The 14,775-nt window shown below is 68.3% G+C and carries 16 protein-coding genes and 1 tRNA gene; 7 read left to right on the top strand and 10 right to left on the bottom strand.

All coding sequences use genetic code 11. The features are described 5' to 3' along the window. Window positions 1-18: 18 nt before the first annotated feature. A complete protein-coding gene (gene ypfJ, locus ACZ5ZX_RS03475) occupies window positions 19-945 on the bottom strand; it encodes a KPN_02809 family neutral zinc metallopeptidase (RefSeq protein ID WP_465500465.1) in 927 nt (308 codons plus the stop codon). A gap of 538 nt (window positions 946-1,483) precedes the next feature. Between ypfJ and ACZ5ZX_RS03480 the strand changes: the two genes are divergently transcribed. Further along, the gene (locus ACZ5ZX_RS03480; RefSeq protein WP_465500466.1) at window positions 1,484-1,975 is read left to right on the top strand and encodes a MarR family winged helix-turn-helix transcriptional regulator; all 492 of its coding nucleotides are present in this window, start codon (window positions 1,484-1,486) and stop codon (window positions 1,973-1,975) included. Here ACZ5ZX_RS03480 and ACZ5ZX_RS03485 read toward each other — a convergent pair. The 4 genes from ACZ5ZX_RS03485 to ACZ5ZX_RS03500 all read right to left on the bottom strand — a co-directional run bounded on the left by ACZ5ZX_RS03485 (window position 1,936) and on the right by ACZ5ZX_RS03500 (window position 5,018). Next, the gene (locus ACZ5ZX_RS03485; RefSeq protein WP_465500467.1) at window positions 1,936-2,562 is read right to left on the bottom strand and encodes a hypothetical protein; all 627 of its coding nucleotides are present in this window, start codon (window positions 2,560-2,562) and stop codon (window positions 1,936-1,938) included. The genes ACZ5ZX_RS03480 and ACZ5ZX_RS03485 overlap by 40 nt on opposite strands. Beyond that, entirely contained in the window at window positions 2,559-3,344 is a 786-nt protein-coding gene (locus ACZ5ZX_RS03490) for a hypothetical protein (RefSeq protein ID WP_465500468.1), read from the bottom strand. The genes ACZ5ZX_RS03485 and ACZ5ZX_RS03490 overlap by 4 nt, the downstream gene beginning before the upstream one ends. 115 nt (window positions 3,345-3,459) lie before the next feature. Continuing rightward, window positions 3,460-4,602 (bottom strand): RNA polymerase sigma factor, encoded by a 1,143-nt coding sequence (locus tag ACZ5ZX_RS03495; protein WP_465501025.1) that lies wholly within the window; start codon window positions 4,600-4,602, stop codon window positions 3,460-3,462. Between the two features lie 8 nt (window positions 4,603-4,610). After that, window positions 4,611-5,018, bottom strand: coding sequence for a YciI family protein (locus ACZ5ZX_RS03500; protein WP_465500469.1), 408 nt, complete (start codon window positions 5,016-5,018; stop codon window positions 4,611-4,613). 180 nt (window positions 5,019-5,198) lie between these two features. Between ACZ5ZX_RS03500 and ACZ5ZX_RS03505 the strand changes: the two genes are divergently transcribed. Further along, complete coding sequence (locus ACZ5ZX_RS03505; protein WP_465500470.1) at window positions 5,199-6,890, top strand: RICIN domain-containing protein; 1,692 nt, start codon at window positions 5,199-5,201, stop codon at window positions 6,888-6,890. 45 nt (window positions 6,891-6,935) lie between these two features. On the opposite strand, the gene ACZ5ZX_RS03510 is transcribed toward ACZ5ZX_RS03505, so the two are convergent. The 3 genes from ACZ5ZX_RS03510 to ACZ5ZX_RS03520 form a co-directional block, all read right to left on the bottom strand. Next, window positions 6,936-7,024 (bottom strand) — tRNA-Ser (locus tag ACZ5ZX_RS03510). A gap of 44 nt (window positions 7,025-7,068) precedes the next feature. Beyond that, the gene (locus tag ACZ5ZX_RS03515; RefSeq protein WP_465500471.1) at window positions 7,069-7,413 is read right to left on the bottom strand and encodes a DUF4190 domain-containing protein; all 345 of its coding nucleotides are present in this window, start codon (window positions 7,411-7,413) and stop codon (window positions 7,069-7,071) included. A gap of 28 nt (window positions 7,414-7,441) precedes the next feature. Beyond that, on the bottom strand, window positions 7,442-7,729 hold the full coding sequence (locus ACZ5ZX_RS03520) for a DUF2277 domain-containing protein (protein ID WP_465500472.1): 288 nt from the start codon (window positions 7,727-7,729) through the stop codon (window positions 7,442-7,444). A 113-nt stretch (window positions 7,730-7,842) separates the two neighbouring features. On the opposite strand from ACZ5ZX_RS03520, the gene ACZ5ZX_RS03525 reads away from it, so the two are divergent. Next, window positions 7,843-8,787, top strand: coding sequence for an Ldh family oxidoreductase (locus tag ACZ5ZX_RS03525; RefSeq protein WP_465500473.1), 945 nt, complete (start codon window positions 7,843-7,845; stop codon window positions 8,785-8,787). A gap of 4 nt (window positions 8,788-8,791) precedes the next feature. Here ACZ5ZX_RS03525 and ACZ5ZX_RS03530 read toward each other — a convergent pair whose 3' ends face one another. Both ACZ5ZX_RS03530 and ACZ5ZX_RS03535 read right to left on the bottom strand, forming a co-directional pair. Continuing rightward, window positions 8,792-9,010, bottom strand: a complete 219-nt coding sequence (locus tag ACZ5ZX_RS03530) for an RNA-binding S4 domain-containing protein (RefSeq protein WP_061980312.1) — start codon at window positions 9,008-9,010, stop codon at window positions 8,792-8,794. A 7-nt stretch (window positions 9,011-9,017) separates the two neighbouring features. Continuing rightward, a complete protein-coding gene (locus ACZ5ZX_RS03535; protein WP_465500474.1) occupies window positions 9,018-9,779 on the bottom strand; it encodes a trypsin-like serine peptidase in 762 nt (253 codons plus the stop codon). A gap of 150 nt (window positions 9,780-9,929) precedes the next feature. Between ACZ5ZX_RS03535 and ACZ5ZX_RS03540 the strand changes: the two genes are divergently transcribed. From ACZ5ZX_RS03540 to ACZ5ZX_RS03555, 4 genes are all read left to right on the top strand, one after another. Further along, complete coding sequence (locus ACZ5ZX_RS03540) at window positions 9,930-10,766, top strand: SDR family NAD(P)-dependent oxidoreductase (RefSeq protein WP_465500475.1); 837 nt, start codon at window positions 9,930-9,932, stop codon at window positions 10,764-10,766. Between the two features lie 131 nt (window positions 10,767-10,897). After that, window positions 10,898-11,554 carry a hypothetical protein gene (locus ACZ5ZX_RS03545; protein WP_465500476.1) on the top strand — a complete coding sequence of 219 codons (657 nt, stop codon included), beginning with the start codon at window positions 10,898-10,900 and terminating at the stop codon, window positions 11,552-11,554. Between the two features lie 505 nt (window positions 11,555-12,059). Beyond that, the gene (locus ACZ5ZX_RS03550; protein WP_465500477.1) at window positions 12,060-13,322 is read left to right on the top strand and encodes an MFS transporter; all 1,263 of its coding nucleotides are present in this window, start codon (window positions 12,060-12,062) and stop codon (window positions 13,320-13,322) included. 293 nt (window positions 13,323-13,615) lie between these two features. Then, window positions 13,616-14,752 (top strand): GGDEF domain-containing protein, encoded by a 1,137-nt coding sequence (locus tag ACZ5ZX_RS03555; RefSeq protein ID WP_465501026.1) that lies wholly within the window; start codon window positions 13,616-13,618, stop codon window positions 14,750-14,752. Window positions 14,753-14,775: the final 23 nt, after the last annotated feature.

Below are 14,775 nucleotides of genomic sequence, written 5' to 3' on the forward strand. Positions count from 1 at the left end.
TGGCGTTCAGGACCGGAATCAGCCCAGGCTGTTGGTCGCGAAGGTGTCGCACCGCGCGGGCTGCCCGGTCTGGAAGCCGGTGGTGAACCACTTCTTCCGCTGCGCCGACGTGCCGTGGCTGAACTTCGACTCGTCGACCCGGCCGCCGCCGAGTTTGGACTGGATGTAGTCGTCACCGATGCGCGAAGCCGTGTCCAGCGCGGAATTGACGTCTTCCTGGCTGATCTCGCTGATCAGCGGCCGTCCGGTCTCGGTCGGCGTGGTCGTGGCGTGGTTCGCCCAGACGCCGGCGTAGCAGTCGGCCTGCAGTTCGAGCCGCACCGATCCCGAAGTCGGCCCGCTTCCGGTGCCCTTCTTGGAGACGCCGGTCAGGTTCTGGACGTGGTGGCCGTACTCGTGCGCCAGCACGTACGCCTCCGCGAACGGCCCGCCCTCCGCGCCGAACTTCGTGCGGAGTTCGTTGAAGAACCCGAGGTCGATGTAGACCTCCGAGTCACCGGGGCAGTAGAACGGCCCGACGTCCGACGTCGCGTTGCCGCAGGCCGTGTTCACGCCGCCGTTGAAGAAGTTCGTGACGGCCTTGCGGTAGGTCGACCCGGACCGCTGGAACTCGCTCCCCCAGTAGTCCTGGATCGAGTTGATGATGGCGACGATCGCGCAGTCGTGGTTCCGGTTCGCGTCCGCGCCGGTCTTGCATTCCCGTTCCAGCGACGTGTTGTCCATCTGCTGCCCGGAACTCACGCCGCCAAGGCCGCCGAGCCCGCCGGAGGACGGGTTGAGGCTCACTCCGCCGAACTGGGAGAGCAGGAAGTAGATGACGAGGCCGACCACGCCGAGCCCGCCGCCGCCGAGTGCCACCCGGCCGCCGATACCGCCACCGCCACCGCCGCCGCGCAGGTCCTCGACTTCGGAAGTGTCCAGGCCCGCGCCTTCGTCGAATCGCACGAGGGAAGCGTAGCCGGAGAGGCCCGGATATGCCTGGGTGCGGCCACTCGAAGTGGCCGCACCCAGGATTACCGAGGTTGTCTTGCTCTGATCACCGGTCGGCCGCGATCAACGGGCCGGCGTCCGGCACTGCCGAGGCGGTCGAAGAGGCCGCGAACCCGAAACAGGCACGAGTGACGCCGAATGCGCGAGAATTGTCGAGCGCATCTCCAGATGCCCGCGTTCGTCGCTGTTCACAGTCGCGACCGACCCGGATCTTCGCCGTTCCGGTCGCGGGACACAGCAGGCGGTCAACCGCGAGAATCACCCGCCATACCACCACCTGAACCCTTCCCGGCTGGGAGCAGGTCCGGCGCCCTTCATACGGTGCGCCCGATACTTGCCCGACCATCCGCTGACAAGCAGAATGCGCCTTTTCCCGCCGAGTCTCAACCTTTTCGTAACCCTCCTTCGGGCGAATGTTCGCCCGGGTTTTTCACCGACCGAAAAGTGACCGGTGGGTCTGCGCCTTGTGCGATCAACGATCTACTCTGCGTGGATGGCGGTGGAGCAGAAGAATGTGCGCTGGCTGAACGAGTCCGAGATGGTCGCGTGGCGCTCGTACATCGTCGCCACCATGCGGCTGCGACAGCGCCTGCACCGCGAACTCTCCGAGCGCCACGACGTCACGCTCGCCGACTACGAGGTGCTCGTCTGCCTTTCGCTCCAGCCCGACGACCGGATGCGGATGTCGGAACTGGCGAGCGTGCTCGGCTCGACCAAGAGCAGGCTTTCGCACCAGATGGTCCGGCTGGAGGCCGAGGGGATCATCCGCCGCACCCGTGACCCGGCGGACAAACGCGGCGTCGTCGCGGAGATGACCGAACGAGGCAGGGAACTGCTCCAGGGCGCGGCACCGACGCACGTCGAAGGGGTCCGGGAGCACCTGATCGACCTGCTGAGCCCGGAAGAGCAGCAGGTGCTGGGGCAGGCCTTCGGCCGGGTGCTGGATCACCTGTCGGAGATCGACGGCCTTCCGCGCCTGCCCTGATCGGGCCGCCGGGGCCGGGGGATCAGCGGAATGCCGTCCCCGAGTGGAAGGGCGATGGCGAGGTCCAGCTCCGTGGTGTTCGACGCGAGAAGCACCTCGTTCGCGGTCAAGGAGACCGCGACCTCGCAGCCGCCGTCGTGCACGGCCGTGAGATGGCCCGCGCGGACGACCGCTTCCACGCCGATCTCGAGGACGACCTCGATTTCGACGGCGAGTGAGAACGTCGTCTCGGCGGAGTTCACGAACAGTTTCACCGTGACGCTCGTCGACCAAGGGACCGGGATCGTGAACAGCCGCACGATCTCGACACTCGACGGCGCGGCCGCGGTCCGCCGGGCCGCGGCCGCCAGCTCGCCGTACGTCCGCAGCGTGTCGATGATCAGTCGGGTCACGTCGATTTCGAGCTGTGCCGCGACGGCCTCCACGAGCCGTCGCAGCAGCTCGGCCCGCCCGCCGGGGGACAGCCGCTTGACGACTTGAGCGGCTTCATCCGCGATCCGGCTCTCGGTCAAGGCGTTCGTCAGCGCTCGGGTGCCTCCGCCGTTCGGGAAGAGGACACCGCGGGCGGTGAGCCGCGAAGGCATCATGTCGGCGGCTTTCTGTCCGGTTCCCGCTTTCGTTGCCAGGGTTTGTCCACCCGGACCTGGAGCAGGATCGACATCGAAGGCCGTGCCCGCCCACCGCCTCGGGCGACGGGCCCCGACGACAGCCGCGGTCGATATTCGACATGTCCGGCCACCCATCGTGCCGAACGCTTCGGGAACCCTGAGGCCAGCAGGGAAACCGCGACGGCGAGCAGGAGCCCGGCGCCGCCGGCGGTGATCATCACCCCGGTCGAGCCCCCGGTGCCGCCCGGGCCCGAACCGCCGGGCGGCGAAAGGGTGGCAGGCGCGACAGTGGTGGTCGTACTCAGAGTGGCCGTCGGCCGAGGCTCCGGCTTGGGCCTGGGCGAGGGCGAGGGCGAGGGCGAGGGTTTCACGACCGGGTCCACCGTGAACGTCACTTTTTCTTCGCGCGGCTTACCGTTGTAGGTGAGCTCGATCTCGTGCGGTCCGACCGTGGCCTCGGCGGGGACCGTGAGTTTCTCGGACCCGGGGCAGTCGAAGTCGCCGGTCGTCCCGGGAAGGTCCACCCACCCGGCCTCGCACTTGGGCGTGGCGGCTATCCGTCGGGATGACGACACCGTCGACGTCGTGGGTGACCGTTCCGCGGCCCGGGTCACCGTGACGGTGACCCTGGTGCCCGGCACGCCGTGTGACGGCGAGAGGCGGACGGTGAACTCGTCGGCCGCCGCCGCACCGGCCGGTGCGGACAGCGCGACGGCGACGGCCACCGCGATCACGGTGAGAACACGCGTACGGACGAACATCGACGCCCCCTCAAGCCGTCGAACAGTCCTTATGCGACAACCATCCGCCGCCCGCCGTCTCGCGGATAGGGAAGAAAGTCACCGTGGGTGAGAATTGCCCCTGAATGTCGGCAGATCACTTCACCAGTGCGTTGATCCGGGCCACCTGACGCGTCAGATGGGCGCGCTCGGCGAGGTCGGCCGCCTTCTGTACGGCCTCGCCGTACAGCCGTGCCGCCGCGACCAGGTCGCCGTCGCGCTCGTGGAGATAGGCCGCCACGGCGGCGTAGCGCGGCAGCGAGTCGTCCAGTTCCGCGAGCGCGGCCAGGCCCGCCCGCGGCCCATCGGCCTCGCCGACGGCCACCGCGCGATTGAGCCGGACGATCGGGCTGCCGGTCAGGCGGACGAGTTCGTCGTACCACTCGACGATCTGTACCCAGTCGGTCTCCTCGGCGGCGCGAGCGTCGGCGTGCAGGGCGGCGATGGCGGCCTGCGCCTGGAATTCGCCCAGCTCGTCACGGGCCAGCGCCGCTTGCAGGATCTCGACGCCTTCGGCGATCAGGCGCGTGTCCCACCGGCGGCGGTCTTGTTCGGCGAGCGGCACCAGTTCGCCGTCGGCGGTGGTCCTGGCGGCGCGCCGGGCGTGGTGGAGCAGCATGAGGGCGAGCAGCCCGCGCACCTCGGGATGGTCGATCGCCTCCGCGAGCCGACGCGTGAGCCGGATGGCTTCGGCGGCGAGGTCGACGTCGCCGGAGTAACCCTCGTTGAAGACCAGATAGAGCACGCGCAGCACGGTGGCGACGTCGCCGGCCTGGTCGAACCGCACCCCGGACACGGTGCGCTTGGCCCGGCTGATGCGCTGCGCCATGGTCGCCTCCGGCACCAGATAGGCCTGTGCGATCTGGCGGGTGGTCAGCCCGCCGACGGCGCGCAGCGTGAGCGCGACCGCGGACGACGGCGTCAGCGACGGATGGGCACACAGGAAGTAGAGCTGCAGCGTGTCGTCCACCGCGGGAGCGGGCCCGGGCTCCGGCTCGTCGTCGACGAGCTCCTCGCGACGGCGCCGGGCGGCGTCCGATCGGGCCATGTCGAGGAACTTGCGCCACGCCACGGTGACGAGCCAGCCCTTCGGATCCTTCGGGTGGTCACCTGGCCAGACGCGGACGGCCTCGATCAGCGCTTCCTGCACGGCGTCCTCGGCCGCCGCGAAGTCGGCTCCGCGGCGGACCAGGATGCCGAGGACGTCCGGGGTGAGGCTCCGCAGCAGGGTCTCGTCCATCTCGGCGGTCACTCCGTGATGACGGGCGGCTCGCCCCAGAGCGGACGCAGTTCGAGCCACTCTTGGACCGGTTTTCCGCCTGCTCCCGGAGCCGCCGACAACTCGGCTGCCAGTTCGAGCGCGCGCTCGTGGCTGTCGACGTCGATGATCGTCCAGCCCGCGATGAGGTCCTTGGTCTCGGCGAAGGGGCCATCGGTGACCGGTGGGCGGCCTTCGCCGTCGTACCGGACCCACGTCCCGTTCGGGGCGAGCGCACGGTGCTCGACGAATTCGCCGGTCTTTTCGAGCCGCTTCCCGAAGTCCTCCATGTACTTCACGTGCGCCGTGATCTCCTCCGGCGTCCACTGCTCCATCGGCACGTCGTTGACCGAGGCCGGAGCTCCGCGATAGTGCTTGAGCAGCAGGTACTTGGGCATGCCGGAAGGGTAATGGCAGTCTGCCGGTCCTTCTGCCTGGTGGTCTATACATCCGACCTCTAGTGTCCTTGTCGCGTTCCTCCATCGCGAAAGGAAGAGCCCTTGTCCAAGGCGAAATGGCGATCCGCCTGCTTGCTCGTGACCATCGGTCTCGTCTGTGGCTTGCTCACGGGAGAAGCGGTGGCATTCGATGAATCGACCGCTCAGGATCACAGCAGACCCCTGCCACCCGGCGCGGCCCCGGTGGCCCCGCTCGCCCCCGCCGTCGCTCAGGCGCAGATCGCCGCCAACCCGGTGATCTGCGAGGGGGACGGGGTCTCCGGCAAACGCGTCGAGCTGGTCTACGTCCGTGAGGCCGGTCAGCCCGACCGGTACGCGGCCGTCGTGCCGTCCCTGCGGGCCTACGCGTCCGGGATCGACGACTCGTTCAACGACAGCGCCGCGGCGACGGGCGGCAGCAGGCATCTCCGCTACGTGACGACCGCCGGCGCGGGCTGCCAGGTCGCCGTCGGCAGCCTCGTGGTCCCCGACGGCACGTACAAATCCGGCGCGATCCGCGAACTCGCCATCAAAGCCGGCTTCCACAACGCCGATCGCGACTACATGCTGTTCTCCGACAACCCCCTCACCTGTGCCGGCACCTGGGGTGACAACGACGATCAGCCCGGCCCCGCCAACGCGTTCAACAACGGCAGGCACTACACGGAAATCGCCGTCCCCTGCTGGGGCGTCAACGCCGCCGCCCACGAACTGGGCCATATGCTCGGCGCGGTACTGCCGGGAGCCCCGCACTACCAGGGCGGCGGGCACTGCTCCCAGGAATGGGACCTGATGTGTTACGGCGACACCCAGTCCTTCGACTGCACACAGCGCGATTTCGATCGGCTGCTGGACTGCGGCAACGACGACTACTTCAGCACCGCCCCCACCCCCGGCAGCTGGCTCGCCACCCATTGGAACGTCGCCAACAGCGCCTTCCTGATCAAGAAGGACACCCCCGACAACGACGACGGTCACGCCCAAGGCGGGAAGACCTACGTCATCACCGGCAGCAGCGGCAACGCCATCGACGTCATCGGTTCGTCGACCGGCGGCCTCGTCAAGCTCAGCCAGCGGCCCCGGAACGACGCCTTGAGCCAGAAGTGGATCCTGGGATACGACACCGGTCTCCAGCTCGTCAACGCCAACAGCCAGCTGTGCGCCGACAGCGCCCAGAGCGGAACGGCACCCGGCACGCAGATCCTGCAGTACAACTGCAACGGCCAGAACGGCATGCGGTGGGCGTTCCAGCCGCTCGGCAACGGCCGCGTGGCGATCTTCAACTATCTGACGGGCTACGCGATCACCGACGGCGGTGCGTATCCGGCCCCGCTGGTCCAGCAGCCCTACACCGGGGCGGCCAACCAGCAGTGGACCCTGAACCCCGTCGCCGACCCCGGTCCGAAGGCGGGCAAGAAGTACTACCTCTCCGTCGCCACCAACGGCAACAGCGCGGCCGTGGTCGACGGCTCGACGTCGGCCGGGGCGAAGATCACCAACGTGGCCAGGCAGAACGACAACGGCCAGAAGTGGAAGCTCACCGACGCGGGCGGCGGCTACTGGAGGATCGTCAACGAGCGGAGCGGACAGTGCCTGCGGCCGGTCTCCGGCAGCACCGCGGAAGGCGCGCTACTCGAACAAACGCATTGCGGTTCGGCAGGCGATCAGCAGTGGAAGCTGCTCCGGAGTGCCGACATGCGCTACGGACTGGTGAACCGGGCCAGCAAGCTGGCGGTGCGGCAGGTCGACAACGGTACGGCGTCGCTCCTGGAACAGCGGCCCTTCGTGGGTGGCCGTAGCGACGAGACCGTCTGGGCCCTCGTGCCCGCGTGACGAAAAAGCGCCCCAGGTCTGTGGGCCTGGGGCGCTTTTCAAGGCTGGCGGTAGCGGTGGGATTCGAACCCACGGAGGACAGAGCCCTCGCATGTTTTCAAGACATGTTCCTTCGGCCGCTCGGACACGCTACCGCTGTCGAGGGTATCCGACGGGGCTTTGTCCAATTGCTTCGGATCTAGTCGAAGTCCCAGTCGGTCAGGATGCCCACGAAGATGACGCCCGCCAGGATCAGCACGATGAGGGCGACGCCGATGTAGCCGAGGATGATCGCCGCGAGCGCCATCCCCTGCCCGCCCGCTTCACCGCGTTTGGCCTTGGAATGCGCCATATGCCCCATGATGACGCCGATCACCGACGGCAGCCCGCTGCAGACGACCAGGCTGGCGATCGACACGATCAGCGCCGCGATCGCGAGGCCCTGTTCCTGCGGCGGCATCGGCGGACCGTATCCATAACCCGGCTGCTGGTACGGCTGCCCGTAGGGCTGCTGCTGACCGTAAGGATCCTGCGGATATGTCACCGACACACCGTAACCGTCCGGACCCGGTTCAGGAGGCCTGACTCTTCGCTGCTTTCGCGGCGATGCGTGCCTGAACCTCCGGACGGCGCAACGGCGGCACCGTCGGCGGCGGCTGACGGCGCGCGGGCAGTTCGGAGAGCAGCCGTTCGGTGATCCGGGTGACCTCGGCGACGGCGGCCTCGAACGGTTCGCGCGTGGCGTCCGAGAGGCTCTGCACCCCGGTCACCTTGCGCACGTATTGGCGGGCGGCGGCCTCGATCTCTTCCGGCGTCGCCGCCGGCTCCAGGCCTCGAAGCGTGGTGATGTTCCGGCACATGCCCCGATCGTACGTCCGGCCACCGACGCTTCCGGGCGGTTCGATCACACAGTCGGTTAGAAGCTGCCCCGGTTCGTTGACGCCGAAAAACGCGCTTGGGCACTCTCGGCGGAGTGCCCCTCAGACCCCGTTCGCTACGCCGTGCCCCCGTCGAGCCGATCCCCGAACCCGCCGAACCCGCGCCGATACCGGAACAGGTCTGGCAACGCGTCCCGATCGACGCACTGATCGACCTCGTCACCGAGGTCTTCACCGCGCACGACCTGCCTTGGTCGCGTGCCCGGATGGCCGCCGAGGCGCTGTGCCACGGCGATCTCACCGGCACCCCGGAGACCGGGGTCGCCGAGCTGACCCGGCTGCATCTGCCGATGCTGGCGAACGGCATGGTGCGGCCGAGGGCGGAACCGCTGATGATCGCCGACCGCGGTGCCGCCGCCCTGATCGACTACCGCCGCGCGCCGGGACTGTGGGCCGTCGGCGACGCGATGGACCGGGCGGTGACCCGGGCCGGCCGGTACGGCGTCGGGCTCATGTCGGTCCGTGGCGTCGGTCCCTTCGGCCGCGCCGGGCACCATGCCGCCAGGGCGTTGCCGCACACCATGATCGGTCTCGTCATGGCGGCGGGCGGGGAGCGCGGGACGGCCGCGAATCCGCTCGGCATGGCGGCCCCCGCCGGCGCGTATCCCGAATTCGTCCTCGATCTGGACACGCTGGCGGAGGTCGACAGCGCCGCCATCGCCGGATTCGCCTTGCTGGTCGAGATCTTCGCCGGGGTGCTGTCCGGCGTCGGCGATCACGACCACGACACCGGACTGATGGTGATGGCCATCGCGCCGACGACGCTGCGCAGCGCCGACGGTTTCTACAAGGCCGCGAGCGCGTTGTTCGGGAGCCTGCTCGGCTGGGAGGGCGGGACGCCGGTCCGCTATCCCGGCTGGCGCGAGGCGCAGTATCTCGAACAGTGCCAGGCGCTGGGTGTCCCGCTGAACGAGCCGGTGCACCGCGAACTCGAGGAACTCGCGAGGGCGTTGCGCCTGCCGCCGCTGCAGGGCCGCTAGGCGCCTAGGACAGGACTACGCGGCCGCCTTCGCCGCCGACCTCCACGACGTCGCCGTTCGTCAGCTGCCTGCCGCGCCGGACCTCCACCTCGCCGTTGACCGTGACCTCTTCGGCGTCGAGGAGGTCTTTGGCGTGTGAACCGTCTTCGGCCAGGTTGGCCAGTTTGAGGAACTGGCCGAGGCGGATCGGCTCGCCGGTGATCGGGACGTCGTGGATGCTCATGGGGAGATCATCCCCGTGCGTCCATCTTCCGGTACAAGGTGGCGACGTCGGTGTCGAAGTAGCTGCTGTAGGACGTGTCCGGATCGTCCCCGCCGTAGAGGTAACCGCCGATCACCCCGACGACCGTGCCGAGTTCGGTCGCCGGGTCGGGGTCGACCACCCACGGGCCGCCGCTGGTGCCGGTCGTGAAGCCGGGGCAGTCGACGCGCATCTGGTAGGTGTCGGCCTGGCTGCTGGCGCCGTGGCAGACGATCGGCGCTTCCCGCTCGTCGGGATAACCGGTCAGCGTGATGGTGTGCGTGAATCCGCCGCTCGCCAGCAGGGTGTTGGCGCCGGTGACGCTTTCGAGGGTTTTCGCGTTGCCAGGCTGATGGGCGGTCGCGAACCCGACATCGAGGTCCGGATCGGACGAATCGGCCCAACCGTCGGGAACCTGCGGATCCGAGACCTCCCAGTAGCCATAAGGCGCGACGCCGTCGTGATAGCCGGGCGCGAACGAGATCCCCGTCGCGTATTCGCCGCCTTCGCCGTCGTGGAGGCAATGGGCCGCGGTGAGCAGGAGATCGCCTGGGCCGCTGTGGACGACACTGGCCGTGCAGAAGTGCGACCCGTCGAGGAAGAGCGCGCCGATGGCCGGGTTGTACCGCGGCGCGGCGGGGGTGACTTGCACCGGCGCGGCGACGTCGCCGGCCGCGGGGGCACCGGGGTCCGACGCGGCGGAGCACCCGGTCAGAACGACACAGAGCACGACCAACAGGGCGCGGCGCATCGCCTTCCTTTCGCTCGTCCACGGCTGCCTCGGTTACAGATCACCATAAGCGGTCCATGAACACAGCCCGAATCGATCAACGCACAGCAAGCTCACAGCCGTAGTATGTGTTACTTCCGGTAACGGTCGAGCGGGATGGATGGAGCGGGCATGAAGTCGTTCACGGACAAGGTCGCGGTGATCACGGGCGCGGGCTCGGGGATCGGCAGGGCGCTCGCGATCGAACTGGCGGGGCGCGGGGCGAGGCTGGCGCTTTCCGACGTCGACGCCCTCCGCGCGGCCGAAACCGTCGCGCTCTGTGAATCCGCTTCCGGGAAAGCGGACGCGAAAGCGTACGAACTGGACGTCGCGGACCGTGACGCCGTTCTCGCGCACGCCGACGAGGTCGCGGCCGATTTCGGGGGTGTCAACCTCGTGGTGAACAACGCAGGGGTCGCGCTCGGGGCGACGGTCGAGGAAATGACCTGGGAGGACTACGACTGGCTGATGGGAATCAATCTCGGCGGTGTGGTCAACGGCACGAAGGCTTTTCTGCCGCATCTGATCGCTTCGGGTGACGGGCACGTCGTCAATCTTTCGAGCGTGTTCGGCTTCATCGGCGTGCCTACGCAGAGTGCCTACAACGCGGCGAAATTCGCGGTGCGCGGGTTCACCGAGGCGCTGCGGCAGGAAATGCTGATCGCCCGGCATCCGGTCGCGGTCAGCTGCGTGCATCCCGGTGGCATCAAGACGAATATCGCCCGCGACGCGCGAGGCGGCGCCGAGCAGGACCTCGACAAAGCCGCGGAGGGATTCGAAAAGATCGCGAGGACGACGCCGGAGCGGGCCGCGCAGACCATCGTGCGTGGTATCGAACGGGGGACGCCCCGCATCCTGATCGGCGCGGACGCCTATGTCATCGACGCGATTCCCCGGGTGCTCGGGTCCTTTTACCAGCGTCCGCTGGCACTTCTCGGCCGGTTGGGCATGCGGCGGGTGCAGAAATGAGCGACCACTGAACGGAGTAACCCTCCGTGGTCCGGACGGCTCGGCATAACTCGATCGGGGTGCATTACTTACGGCGGCGTCGGAAATGCACCACAATGCTCACGTTCGTGATTCCCCTTCCGGAGGTCCCCATGCCGCGCGCCGCCCAGCGCCGTCCGTCGGCCGATGCCGCTTCCAGCGCGGCCGTCGAGACAGTCGAATTGCTGGACCGCACGGGGATCATCGCGGCGAGTCTGCCGAAACGGCGGCGCAGCCCGGAGAACGCGAGTGAGCCCGAGCCGCTGCCGATCCGGCCGCCGGTCTGCGAACCGGTCGTCGACAAGGACCTGCGGCCCAAGGCCGTCGTCATCCACCGTCGGGCCAGGGCGTGGCTGGTCGGCGGGGCGGGGGTGGCGTTGGTCGCGATCGGCTGGGTCGCCGGGATCAGCACCCTCGCGTCGCCGGTCGACGACGCCCTGTCCGAGCAGCCGTTGCCCGCCGTGGCGACTCAGCAGGCCGCGCCACAGCCGCCCGCCGCGCAGCCCGCGCCGCAGCCGGCTCCGGTGACCGTCTATGTCCCGGTCACCGTGAAGCAGCACGTGCCCGCGACGACGAAGAAGAAGGCCGCGAAGGAACAGGTCGTCGCCTTGCCGCCCGCCCAGGCGAAGGCGCCGGAGCAGCCGCGCTCCGACACCGGGTCGCCGGACAAGGCCGCGGAGGACCTGCGGAACATGATGGATCCCACCGTGGCGAGTTCGCTGGCGATGCGCATGGCGCAGGGGATGATGACCTACAGCTCCGGTCGCTGAGACCTCTTTCGGTCCGGTTGGTCGTGAGTGGCGTTTCGGGTTCTGGCCAAGGGTGTTTTAGGTACCTACGGCGGGTGGGTCCGGTGACGGCCGGGCCGTGAAGGACTCCTTGAGGGACCCAGAGTCCCTCAAAGTTCCCCTCACCCGTCGCGGACGACCATCACGAGCCTCAGCAGCACCACGAGTCACACCGGCTGCGCGTGAAGGACCCCTTCCCTCGGCTCAGCCGAGGACACTCGACCTTCACACCTTCCCCAGTACATGATGGCCCCCTTCCTTGCGCCTAGCGCAAGGAAGGGGGCCATCATGTACCTCACGCCAGCAAGTCCGCAGGCCACGGGTAGGTACCTAAGAGGGTTCGCTCCAACCCGAAACGCCACTCACGACCAACTTGCGCGTACCTCGGAAAACGACCCTCCACAATGGACACTTACCGTCGTCGTGGGCCGGATGGACGCTGACACAGTGGAATTGATCGACTACCGTGAGCCAAGGGGAGGGGCTCATGGAAAAGGGGGATTCCGCACGGGGCACCGCGTTCAAGGCCGCTTTCGCGGTCGGCGAGTTCCGTGCGTTGTGGGCGGCCGAGGCGCTTTCGCAGGCCGGTGACCAGCTGGCGAGGGTCGCGTTGTCGGTGCTGGTCTGGGAAAGGACGGCGTCGGCGGGGCTGACCGGGCTCACCTACGGCCTGACGTATCTGCCGACGCTGATCGGCGGCACCCTGTTCGCCGGACTGGCCGATCGGTATCCAAGGCGGACGGTGATGATCGTCTGCGATCTGCTGCGGGCGGCGATCGCCGCGCTGATGGCGGTGCCGGGGACACCGCTGCTCGTGTTGGCCGGGCTGCTGGTGGTCCTGACGATGGCGGGCGGGCCGTTCCGGGCGGCGCAGCTCGCGTTGCTGCCGGACGTCCTCGAAGGCGAGCGGTACGTCGCCGGGCTCGCGGTGCGCACGATCACCATCCAAACGGCACAGCTGGCGGGCTTCGGCGGCGGCGGACTGGTGATCGGGCTCGTGACGCCCTACGGGGGACTGGTGATCGACGCGGTGACCTTTGTGGTCTCGGCGTCGCTCGTGTCCATCGGGGTCCGTCGCCGGACACCGACCGTCACGGAATCCTCGGTGAAAAGCCGGTTGGGGCGGGCATTCAGTGGCGAGGGTGCCCGGGAACTGTGGCGGGGCAAGGGAATCCGGGTGCTGTTCGGGTTGAAGATGCTCGCCGGGTTCGCCATCGCGCCGGAAGGGCTCGCGGCGCCGCTCGCCGGTGAACTCGGGGCCGGGAGTTTCGCGGTCGGTCTCATTCTCGCGGCGGATCCGGTGGGTTCGGTAATAGGATCGTGGATCTTCACGAAATGGGTTCCGGCGCGGCGGAAAACACGTATAGTCGGCTTTCTCGCCATTGCATCCGTTGTTCCTCTGCTCTTTCTCTTCTTTCATCCTCCGCTGCCGGTTTGTCTCGGCGTGATCGGACTGAGCGGGGCCTGTGCGGCGCCGTACCACCTGCAGGCCGTCGCGTTGATGGCCCGTGCGGTCCCGGACGGCGTCCGTGCGCAGGTGATGGGCCTGACCTCGACGAGTTTGGTGACGGTGCAAGGAATCGGGATCATGCTGGCGGGCGGGCTCGCCCAGGTGACCGGCCCGTTCGTGGCCGTCGGGGTGGCCGCGGCGGTCGCCGTCGCCTCGGCCGGCCCGATGGCGATGGCGTGGAAACGTGCCATCGCCACCGGGTCTGACGTATGGCTCCCGGCCGGGAGCCGAACGGGTTGAATCGATGGGATCAGTCCTCGCGACCGTTCATGATGGTCCTCCCTCCCACTGCTCCATCTGTGTGTTCCGGAATTGACTCGAGCCACCCTCAGTACTACCTCGGATACATTGAAATGCGTACGGAAGGGGGACCGGTGACGATGATTATGGGGGATGCGGAACTCGCCGGAGAAGGGGCCGGTACTCGTCTGAGAGCTTGGGTCGGGCAGTGGGAACTATGGTCCGGACCACGTGGAGTACCCGCGATTTTTCTTGTCGTGGAAGGACTCGCGGCGACGGTCGCGGTCATCGCCCTGCTCCGATCGAACTACGAGATTACGGAATTCGTCCGATTTGGATCACTGCTCGGCCTCGCTTTCGTCCAGGCCGAGCTTTCCCGTTCGGTGGAACGGTTGCGACGTACGCTCTGTGACCGGCCACATATCAACATGACCTCGGTGTGGACGTTCGCGGGGGTGCTCGTGCTGCCGCCCGGCCTCGCCGTCACCCTCGGCCTGCTCATCTACCTGCACCTTTGGCTCCGGGTGTGGCGGGGGATGAGCCACCGCCCGGCGTACCGCGTCGTGTACTGCGCGGCGGCGATCGTGCTGTCCTGCCTGGCTTCGGGAGTCATCGTCGCGGGCTGGAACGGCCTGCCGGTCGGCTTCACCGGATCGCTGCGGATCGTCGAGGCGGCGGCCGTGTTCACCGCCGCGAACGCGTTCATCGTGGCGCTCTCGGTCTACCTGCACACCGGCGGCCGCTCCCCGCGATCCCTGTTCGGCACCGGCGACGACAACCTGCTGGAAGTCACCACCCTGGTGCTCGGGACCTTGACCGCGCTGGGCGTCGTCCACGCGCCCGCCCTCGTCCCGTTCGTCCTGCTGCCGGTGCTGGTGCTGCACCGCAGCGTGCTCGTGCGGCAGCTGGAGATCGCGGCGAACATCGACGGCAAGACCGGCGTGCTCAACGCGCACGCGTGGCATCTGCTGAGCGAACGGGCGCTCTCGTCGGCGGCCAGGACGAAGAGCAAGCTCGGCGTGCTGATGCTCGACCTCGACCACTTCAAGCAGGTCAACGACGTCTACGGCCATCTCGCGGGCGACGACGTCCTCAAGGCCGTCGCGACGACGATCTCCGAGCACGTACGCGATTACGACTCCGTCGGACGCTTCGGCGGCGAAGAGTTCGTCGTGCTGCTGCCCGGCGCGACGGAGACCGAAGTGATCCCCGTGGCAGAGCGGGTCCGGCAGGCGGTGATGGCGCTCGAAGTCGAGGTCGCGACGGCTTCGGGACCTCGGATCGTGCGCGGACTTTCGGTGTCGATCGGCGTCGCGGTCTATCCGTCCGGAGGGACCGTGCTGGAGCGGCTGCTGCACGTCGCCGACACCGCGCTCTATCAGGCGAAGAACAGCGGCCGGAACCGCGTCGTCAGCTTCGCCGCGGCCTGAAGACCACGCATCAAGACCGCGGG

It is taken from the genome of Amycolatopsis sp. NPDC033938 (assembly GCF_055575975.1).

What these genes read in the sequence shown, in the direction of transcription:
- ACZ5ZX_RS03480 (WP_465500466.1), top strand. Translation starts at nt 1,484, where the DNA reads ATGGCGGTGGAGCAGAAGAATGTGCGCTGGCTGAACGAGTCCGAGATG.
- ACZ5ZX_RS03485 (WP_465500467.1), bottom strand. Translation starts at nt 2,562, where the DNA reads ATGATGCCTTCGCGGCTCACCGCCCGCGGTGTCCTCTTCCCGAACGGC.
- ACZ5ZX_RS03490 (WP_465500468.1), bottom strand. Translation starts at nt 3,344, where the DNA reads ATGTTCGTCCGTACGCGTGTTCTCACCGTGATCGCGGTGGCCGTCGCC.
- ACZ5ZX_RS03495 (WP_465501025.1), bottom strand. Translation starts at nt 4,602, where the DNA reads ATGGACGAGACCCTGCTGCGGAGCCTCACCCCGGACGTCCTCGGCATC.
- ACZ5ZX_RS03500 (WP_465500469.1), bottom strand. Translation starts at nt 5,018, where the DNA reads ATGCCCAAGTACCTGCTGCTCAAGCACTATCGCGGAGCTCCGGCCTCG.
- ACZ5ZX_RS03520 (WP_465500472.1), bottom strand. Translation starts at nt 7,729, where the DNA reads ATGTGCCGGAACATCACCACGCTTCGAGGCCTGGAGCCGGCGGCGACG.
- ACZ5ZX_RS03530 (WP_061980312.1), bottom strand. Translation starts at nt 9,010, where the DNA reads ATGAGCATCCACGACGTCCCGATCACCGGCGAGCCGATCCGCCTCGGC.
- ACZ5ZX_RS03535 (WP_465500474.1), bottom strand. Translation starts at nt 9,779, where the DNA reads ATGCGCCGCGCCCTGTTGGTCGTGCTCTGTGTCGTTCTGACCGGGTGC.
- ACZ5ZX_RS03540 (WP_465500475.1), top strand. Translation starts at nt 9,930, where the DNA reads ATGAAGTCGTTCACGGACAAGGTCGCGGTGATCACGGGCGCGGGCTCG.
- ACZ5ZX_RS03545 (WP_465500476.1), top strand. Translation starts at nt 10,898, where the DNA reads ATGCCGCGCGCCGCCCAGCGCCGTCCGTCGGCCGATGCCGCTTCCAGC.
- ACZ5ZX_RS03550 (WP_465500477.1), top strand. Translation starts at nt 12,060, where the DNA reads ATGGAAAAGGGGGATTCCGCACGGGGCACCGCGTTCAAGGCCGCTTTC.